Here is an 8,519-nt window from a genome sequence, read left to right as displayed (position 1 = left end):
ATAACAACGACAGAATAAGATTAAATCTAAAAGGAAAGAGCCCGGTACAATACCGAACTCTTTTCTATCGAAATATTGTGTAATTTTGTCTAAACTTTTGGGTGCAGTCTACTTACGTTGGGGATTTTTTTTAATCTGATTTTTCCATTCAAGGAATTTCTAGTTTATTCATTGTTTTAATAAATATAATTCTATAATATTATTGTCTTTTTTCAAGTCTTCAGGTGCCATTTTTTCAAATTTGTGAAAAATTTCATTATGTTAATTGGTGTAAAATTATATATAGTTACCATGAAAAAATTATATTTGTAAGACTAAGAGAATTTATGAGAGTTTACAACACCAAACATTTCCTGAAAATCCTTTTCAGCTTGCATAAAAGCGACACTTTAAAAATATTATTTCCAAGCATGATCCTCGTCGGATTGTATTCGTGGGGCATAGAATACCTTGAAATTGAGCATTTCCGGCTTAATTCAAAATCAGGGATCAGCAATGTGGGTTTAATTCATTCTCTATTAGGCTTTGTTCTTTCTTTATTGTTGGTTTTCAGAACAAACACCGCATACGACCGATGGTGGGAAGGCAGAAAACTGTGGGGAAAACTGGTGAATGACACCCGTAATTTTGCCATAAAAGTGAATACTATTTTGGGCGACGACAGACAGAATGCTGAGCAAATTGCAAGATATTTAAAGTTTTTTCCTCACTTTTTAGCAAAACATTTATCTAAAGAATCTACCCGACTGGCTTTGGATGAAGATTATTCCGAAATAGAGAAAGAGCTGAAAAATCATGGACCGAGTGAAATTATCATTCTGATGAGTCACAAATTAAATCAGTTAAAGAAAGAAGGAAAAATCTCAGATATTGAAATGCTGTATCTCGACACCCAGCTTTCCGGTTTTCTGGATGTTTGCGGCGGTTGCGAGAGAATTAAAAATACGCCGATTCCCTATTCTTATTCATCATTCATTAAAAAATTTATCATTCTGTATGTTTTTGCACTGCCGATTGCTTACGTTATCAATATCGGAAATTACATTATCCCGCTTACGGTATTCATTTATTATGTTCTGATGAGTCTTGAACTGATTGCCGAAGAAATTGAAGATCCTTTTAATAATGACGAAAACGATATTCCGATGGAAACCATTGCCCAGAATATTGAGAAAAACGTTCATCAGATCATGGGGTACTAAAAAATAACAAAATCCGTTTTTATCTGAAAATCGTAAATATTTATACCTAATTTTGACAAAAAAATAAAATTGGTACAGAAATTAAAACTGGAAGAACTCAACAGAATTGATGTGGAAACCTTTAAATCGGTTGAGAAAATTCCTTTGGTAGTAGTTTTAGACAACATCAGAAGCATGCACAATGTGGGTGCAACGTTCAGGACGGCAGATGCGTTTTTGGTTCAGAAGATTATCCTTTGCGGAATCACGCCGCAGCCTCCACACCGCGAAATCCACAAAGCCGCTTTGGGAGCTACGGAAAGCGTAGCCTGGAGTCATGAAAATGATATTAATACGGTCATTAATGATTTAAAATCTCAGGGATTTGAAGTGGTGGGAATCGAGCAGACCACCAACAGCCAGATGATCACAGATTTCACCATCGATAAAACAAAAAAATACGCGGTGATTTTAGGAAATGAAGTGGAAGGAATAAGTGATGAAGCATTGCCCAATATCGATTCTTTCCTTGAAATTCCTCAGTTGGGAACCAAACATTCTTTAAATGTAAGCGTTTGCGGAGGAATTGTGATGTGGGAATTTGCAAAGGCTTTAAAATAAAAAAACTGCATATGTCTAAGAGACAGTGCAGTTTGAAATAAATCTAATAAAAAGTAAAAATGAAAGGCGACAAAGGTACTCTTTTTTTTTACACCAACAAATTTTAAAATTATTTTTTTTTATTTTCCTGAAAAAAAGTATTATTTTGAAGAAAAGTTTCGTTTAATTTTTTATAAATTAGCACAATGTTTATCAAGGATTATATCTCAAAAGACTTCCCGTGTTTCAGCCTTTCTGACTCGATAGAATCAGCGAGGGAAATGTTAGAGGCATTTGGATATTCTCATATTTTCATCAAAAAATCCCATCATTTTTACGGTGCAATTGCACAGGATTTCCTGTATGAAGAGGAAGGGACGCTGAAAAACCTCGAACATCAGATCGAGCGTTTTGCCATTCTGGAGGATAACAATATTATGGACAGCATCAGAATATTCTATACTTTTAATTCTAATGTAATTCCTGTTATTAATAAATCCGAGAAATATCTGGGATACATCAGTTGTGAAGATATTTTTCAGGATTTTTCAAAATATCCGCTGTTTTCCGAATCGGGAGCCATTCTTACGGTGGAAACTCCGGCAAGAAAATATTCGATGACGGAGATTGCCAATATTGTAGAAAGCAATAATTCTAAATTTTACGGTGCATTTATCAGCTTCATGTCGGATGAAGTGATTCAGGTAACGATAAAGATTGGCAATGAAAATCTGAGTTCTATTGATGAAACATTCGACCGATATGATTACCGCATCGTACAGAAGTACTATTCTGATGAAAAATCAGACTTATTGCAGGACAGATTCGGGTTTTTCCAGAAATTCATAGAAATATAAAAACTAATGAAGGCAGCCATTTATTCTCAGAAAAAAGATCTTGATACTTTTTTATATTTAAGCAAATTTATTTCCGAGCTGGAAAGCAGAGGTGTAAAATCTGTTTTGTACGATGAGATGGCTGAAGCGCTTCAGTTTTCAAAGATTTTTGAGACATTTAATAATAAAAAAGACCTTCTGGAAAAAGAAGTGGATCTTTTCTTCACTTTTGGCGGAGACGGAACGATTGTGAATTCTCTCACCTTCATCGAAGATCTTGAAATCCCGATCGTCGGGGTAAATACCGGAAGATTAGGATTTCTGGCAAGCTTTACCAAAGAAGAAGCATTTAAAGAGTTGGATTCTATTCTGAAAGGCGATGTAAAAACAAGCCGCCGTTCTGTAATTCAGGTTGTTTCGCCTGTTCTGGAGAATTTTTTCCCGTACGCTTTAAATGATGTTACGGTGTCCAGAAAGGAAACCACTTCCATGATTACGGTAGATTCTTATATTAATAATGAGTTTCTGAATGTTTTCTGGGGAGACGGTGTTATCGTTTCCACTCCTACAGGTTCTACGGCGTATTCGTTGAGCTGTGGAGGACCGATCATCTCGCCAAACAATGAAAACTTCGTCATCACGCCTATTGCACCGCATAATCTTAATGTAAGACCTTTGGTCGTGAATGACAGCGTGGAAATTAAATTCGGAGTCGAAAGCCGCGTTTCACAATATTCTCTTTCTCTGGATTCCCGGTTGATTCATATTGAAACGGATCAGGAAATTGTGATTAAAAAGGCAGATTTCCAGATATTACTCGTTCAGCCGAATAACTTAAGTTTCTACGAAACCATCCGCCAGAAGCTACTTTGGGGAAGAGATAAAAGAAATTAAGAATATTTTAAAAATTATTACCTTTACAGGAATTTAAAAACACCCTAATAATTTATATTAAAAAGCAAAACATGAGCAGAATTTTCCCGGCAGGAGTTGCCACAGGTCAATTAGTTACTGATATTTTTCAGCATGCTAAAGAAAACAAATTTGCATTACCAGCAGTAAACGTAATTGGTTCCAGCAACGTAAACGCGGTTTTGGAAACTGCAGCAAAACTAAACTCACCTGTTATCATTCAGTTCTCTAACGGAGGAGCTGCTTACAACGCAGGAAAAGGGTTAAGCAACGACGGACAGAAAGCAGCTATTTTAGGAGCTGTAGCCGGAGCAAAACATATCCATACCCTTGCAGAAGCTTACGGAGCAACGGTAATCCTTCACACAGACCATGCTGCAAAAAAATTATTGCCTTGGATCGACGGATTAATGGATGCTAACGAAGAATTCTACAAGCAGACAGGAAAATCGCTGTACTCTTCTCATATGTTGGATCTTTCTGAAGAATCTCTGGAAGAAAATTTAGAAATTTCAGCGAAGTACTTCGAAAGAATGGCTAAACTTCAAATGACTTTAGAAGTAGAAATCGGAGTTACAGGAGGTGAAGAAGACGGTGTAGATAATTCGGATGTAGACAATTCTAAATTATATACGCAACCGGAAGATATCGCTTACACTTATGAAAAGTTAAAAGCTGTTTCTGATAACTTTACGATTGCTGCTGCTTTCGGAAACGTACACGGTGTTTATAAGCCCGGAAACGTGGTTCTTACGCCAAAAATCCTTGATAATTCTCAGAAATACGTTCAGGAGAAATTCGGAACTGCTGAGAAACCGATTAATTTCGTATTCCACGGAGGTTCCGGATCTACTTTGGAAGAGATCAGAGAAGCGATTGATTATGGGGTAATTAAAATGAATATTGATACTGACCTTCAGTTTGCTTACACAGAGGGAATCAGAGATTATATGGTAAACAATATCGATTATTTAAGAACTCAGATCGGAAATCCGGATGGGGAAGAAAAACCGAACAAAAAATTCTATGACCCAAGAGTTTGGGTAAGAAAAGGTGAGGAAACTTTCTCTAAGAGACTGGTTCAGGCATTTGAAGATTTAAATAACGTAAATACGCTAAAATAAATTATAAATTTTAGATTATAGATTTTAAATTATTTTTAATCTGTAATCTAAAATTCAAAATCTAAAATTTTATACATGGCATTCGAGTGGTTTAAAAGAAAAGCACAAAATATTACGACATCTACTGATGAGAAAAAAGACGTTCCCAAAGGTCTTTGGCATCAGACTCCATCAGGAAAAGTGGTGGAACATGATGAATTGAAGAGAAATAATTATGTTTCTCCGGAAGACGGTTTCCATGTAAGAATAGGAAGTGCAGAATTTTTTGATATCCTTTTCGATGAAGGCAAATTCACGGAACTGGATGCTAATGTTGAAAGTATTGACATTCTGAACTTTAAAGATACTAAATCTTACACAGACCGTCTGAAGGAAGTAAAAGCTAAAACCAAACTTACCGATTCCATCAGAAATGCAGTAGGAACCGTAAAAGGTACTGAAATGGTTGTTTCCTGTATGGATTTTGCTTTCATCGGCGGTTCTTTAGGTTCCGTAATGGGTGAAAAAATCAGAAGAGCGATCGATTACTGTATTGAGAAAAAACTTCCTTATATGATTATTTGTCAATCCGGTGGAGCGAGAATGCAGGAAGCAACGTATTCTTTGATGCAGTTGGCTAAAGTACAGGCTAAACTGGCTCAGCTTTCAGAAGCAGGACTTTTATACATCGCTTATCTTTGTGATCCTACTTTTGGCGGAATTACAGCCTCTTTCGCAATGACAGCAGATATTATCATGGCTGAACCGGGTGCTTTGATCGGTTTCGCAGGACCAAGAGTTATCCGTGAAACCATCGGAAGAGATTTACCGGAAGGTTTTCAGACTTCAGAATTCCTTCAGGAAAAAGGTTTTGTAGATTTTATCGTTAAAAGAACAGAAATCCGAGATACTGTTGCTAAAACAGTGAATTTATTAGCTGTAAAAGCATAATAATTGTAACAAAATAACACAATCTCTCTCTAATTAGGGAGAGATTTTTATTTATGAGAACTTTCAAGATATTTTTCAGTACCATCCGAAGTATGAGTTTTAAAAAGATTATCCGTCTTTTAACGCTTGTTCTTCCTCATCCTGTTTTCTCATTGCTCAGTTTTCATGCCACCGTTCAGGCATATACGATTGCTCAGAAAAAATTCCCTAAAACTGCATCTACCAATGGTGTGGGAAATGCTTTCAGACACGCTCTTTGGTGCTGTTTTATTGCGATGTACTGCTCTAAAGTCTCTTCGCCTCAGAAAGCGCTGAAATTCTGTAAAAGAATCACCGATATGCACGAAGAATTATTCCCGAACAAACCTCTGGAAACCAAAATGGATCTCCACAACAATAAATTCGGAATGGATTACTTTAAAGAGCTGCTTCCGGGAGTTCACCGCCAGTTTTTCGAGAAAAGTTTTTTCATCGAAGGTCTGGAAAAGAAAATGAAGGATGCTAAAGTTCTGAAAAATCTGGATGATGATTTTGAGGGGTTTCTGGTTTATCTGGATTGATATGATTATATTGTATTAGTTTTTAAAACGAAATAATTTCGTCTTTAAATATTAATTTAAACTAATACACCATGAACGAAAGATACTCAAGAAACCGACTTTATGTAAACAATAGCGAACAAAGTATTATTAAAAATTATCCTATTCTTCTCGCAGGATGCGGAATTGGGAGCAATATTGCAGAATGCGCTTTACGTTTTGGCTTTGAAAATATAACCCTTATTGACGGGGATATAGTCGAAATATCTAATCTTAACCGACAGAATTTCACCGAAAAAAATTTACAACAAAATAAAGCACAAACTCTTTATAAACGGTTAAAAGAAATTAATCCGGAAGCGGACATCAAATATATAAGTGACTTTATTGATCATAATAACGTTAATAAAATCCTAAAAAATATAAAGGTTGCTTTTAATGCATTAGACTTTACTTCAGACATTCCTATTGTTTTTGATGAAATAGCACAAAAAAAAGGAATTCCCGTCATTCATCCTTATAATTTAGGTTGGGCAGGCTTAGTAACCGCAATACACCCAAATGGACAAAATTTTCAAATTTTGGGTCACAATAAACAATTGAATGAATTAAAAATTGTAGATTTTGTTATGGAAGAATTAGCTCAAAAAGAAAAAGAAGTATCATGGCTTGCTAAAATAGTAAATGATTATAAAAATGAAAAAGAAACTCTTCCTCCTCCTCAACTATCAATAGGTTCATGGCTCGTTGCCGGGATGTGTACTACCCTTTTGTATAAAATAGCAACTGAGAAAAAAAGCAGGTATTTTCCAGAATTTTACTTTAAAACTATTGCAGATTAGCTAAATAAGCTTGTTATTGGTTGCATAAGCCAAAGCTTCTGTAATATTTTGTACATTAATTTTATCAAATAGCTTTCTGCGATGAAATTTTATTGTATCTGCTGTAAGATACATTTTTTCTGCTATTTCATTAATGGTAAGACCCTGCGCATAAAGAAGCAAAATTTCTGTTTCTCTGTCTGAGAGTTTTATCTTCTTACTTTTTTCCCATTTATTTGACGATAGCCAGAATAACCAGATATCATCACTTCCATCTTTAAAAATCTGAATATTTCCTGACGTATTATTTTGCGAAAGAGAGACAATACACATTGCTTTCCATATCTTTCCTTCTTTATTAAGAAATAGAGGTGTAAGCTTATGATTAATCAGTATACTTTTTCCTGAATCTTTTACCAGATGGAAATCATAAGAAATTGTATAAAGTTTTCTTTCTTCAACAGGAATATTTTCATAAAAATTAAATCCTACTTCATTAATTTTCAGTAACAACTGGAGATCATCTTTTTTTACATGCTTAAAATAAAAGGCATAACCCAACTCTTTTACTTCGTCAGGAGTATGACCGCATAAGAAAAGAGGGTTATCCGAAACATAATCAAAACTTTTTTTCTGATAATCTATTATATAAAGACTTTTATAGGTAATTCGGGCAAATGCTTTTACAGGTTCCAGATAATCAAAAGTCTGTAGAAGTTCATTCTGCGAAAGATTATTCACAGTATTTCTATCAGAAAAGAACTGGTTGATTTCATCCATACAATATTTTTATATACAAAGCACACTACACTCGAGTGTAGTTTTATGTCTTTGATAACAAATCTACACAAAAGTGTAGTAATGTCCCATAAAAATCAAAATAAATTTAATCAAAAATCACTAAACCATGAAAACTATTAAATTTTCAGTCTTAGAAAAGTCCGAATTGAGGAAGCTTGCAGAATTTGTTGTACAGGAAAATTTCTCACACCACAATGAAAATTTTTGTCATGATCCAAGTTTTATTAGAAAGGAAATTGAATATGTTCTGAATGAAGAAAAAAGTTTTTCCAATTCAAGAATAATTGTTGCACAAAATAATAATCAAATCATTGGGTCCATAAGAACTTTAAAATGGAACATGAAAGATATATTGCCTATTGAAAAAATGTTTTCTGTTAAGTTAAGCAGTTTTCTCGATAGTGAGCAGTACAATATTTGGCATATCGGAAGGTTTGCAATTAAAAAGGGGCGTAAAGAAGGTGGAATCAATTTATTTAAAACATTAATGACTTTCGCCATTCAGGATGTATGCAGTGAAGAAAATACATTAGCCATTGCTGAATGTGATGCTAAACTTTTAAAAATTTTAAAAATTTTAGGTATAAATGCTCATCCTATTACTAATTCTATTCACTATTTAGGCTCTGAAACCATTCCAATTATTTTAGAACATGAAAGTCTAAAGAACTTTCTTAAAAAAAATATTTATCTAGTAAAAAATTATGACTTGGATATTCTACACAGAAGTGTAGTATTTGCAGACTCTATTAAAAACTACACTTTTGTGTAGCTA

At 34.4% G+C, this 8,519-nt stretch carries 11 protein-coding genes; 10 read left to right on the top strand and 1 reads right to left on the bottom strand.

The window, feature by feature from the left end; all coding sequences use genetic code 11:
• The 9 genes from WFH39_RS21210 to WFH39_RS09945 all read left to right on the top strand — a co-directional run.
• Window positions 1–83, top strand: an 83-nt coding sequence (locus tag WFH39_RS21210) for an IS3 family transposase (protein ID WP_442891700.1), incomplete at its 5' end; no start/stop codon positions are given.
• A gap of 243 nt (window positions 84–326) precedes the next feature.
• Complete coding sequence (locus WFH39_RS09980; RefSeq protein WP_336689789.1) at window positions 327–1,202, top strand: bestrophin family protein; 876 nt, start codon at window positions 327–329, stop codon at window positions 1,200–1,202.
• Between the two features lie 69 nt (window positions 1,203–1,271).
• Window positions 1,272–1,802, top strand: a complete 531-nt coding sequence (locus WFH39_RS09975; RefSeq protein WP_336689788.1) for an RNA methyltransferase — start codon at window positions 1,272–1,274, stop codon at window positions 1,800–1,802.
• Between the two features lie 260 nt (window positions 1,803–2,062).
• Window positions 2,063–2,638: a CBS domain-containing protein gene (locus WFH39_RS09970; protein WP_235132144.1), complete on the top strand. Its 576-nt coding sequence runs from the start codon at window positions 2,063–2,065 to the stop codon at window positions 2,636–2,638.
• A gap of 6 nt (window positions 2,639–2,644) precedes the next feature.
• Window positions 2,645–3,511 carry an NAD kinase gene (locus tag WFH39_RS09965; RefSeq protein WP_336689787.1) on the top strand — a complete coding sequence of 289 codons (867 nt, stop codon included), beginning with the start codon at window positions 2,645–2,647 and terminating at the stop codon, window positions 3,509–3,511.
• Window positions 3,512–3,582: 71 nt separating this feature from the next.
• Window positions 3,583–4,653: a class II fructose-bisphosphate aldolase gene (fbaA, locus tag WFH39_RS09960; protein ID WP_336689786.1), complete on the top strand. Its 1,071-nt coding sequence runs from the start codon at window positions 3,583–3,585 to the stop codon at window positions 4,651–4,653.
• A 75-nt stretch (window positions 4,654–4,728) separates the two neighbouring features.
• A complete protein-coding gene (gene accD, locus WFH39_RS09955) occupies window positions 4,729–5,583 on the top strand; it encodes an acetyl-CoA carboxylase, carboxyltransferase subunit beta (protein ID WP_116099254.1) in 855 nt (284 codons plus the stop codon).
• A gap of 53 nt (window positions 5,584–5,636) precedes the next feature.
• A complete protein-coding gene (locus tag WFH39_RS09950) occupies window positions 5,637–6,143 on the top strand; it encodes a DUF6973 domain-containing protein (RefSeq protein ID WP_214587718.1) in 507 nt (168 codons plus the stop codon).
• A gap of 71 nt (window positions 6,144–6,214) precedes the next feature.
• Window positions 6,215–6,964, top strand: a complete 750-nt coding sequence (locus WFH39_RS09945; RefSeq protein ID WP_336689785.1) for a ThiF family adenylyltransferase — start codon at window positions 6,215–6,217, stop codon at window positions 6,962–6,964.
• On the opposite strand, the gene WFH39_RS09940 is transcribed toward WFH39_RS09945, so the two are convergent.
• Entirely contained in the window at window positions 6,965–7,723 is a 759-nt protein-coding gene (locus tag WFH39_RS09940; protein WP_336689784.1) for a response regulator transcription factor, read from the bottom strand.
• Between the two features lie 127 nt (window positions 7,724–7,850).
• On the opposite strand from WFH39_RS09940, the gene WFH39_RS09935 reads away from it, so the two are divergent.
• The gene (locus tag WFH39_RS09935; RefSeq protein WP_214587721.1) at window positions 7,851–8,516 is read left to right on the top strand and encodes an N-acyl amino acid synthase FeeM domain-containing protein; all 666 of its coding nucleotides are present in this window, start codon (window positions 7,851–7,853) and stop codon (window positions 8,514–8,516) included.
• The last annotated feature ends 3 nt before the right edge of the window (window positions 8,517–8,519 follow it).

Origin of the sequence: Chryseobacterium sp. MMO-72 (assembly GCF_037146035.1) — a bacterium.
GTDB classification, from domain to species: domain Bacteria; phylum Bacteroidota; class Bacteroidia; order Flavobacteriales; family Weeksellaceae; genus Chryseobacterium; species Chryseobacterium indicum.
This window is presented reverse-complemented; position numbering and strand designations above follow the sequence as displayed.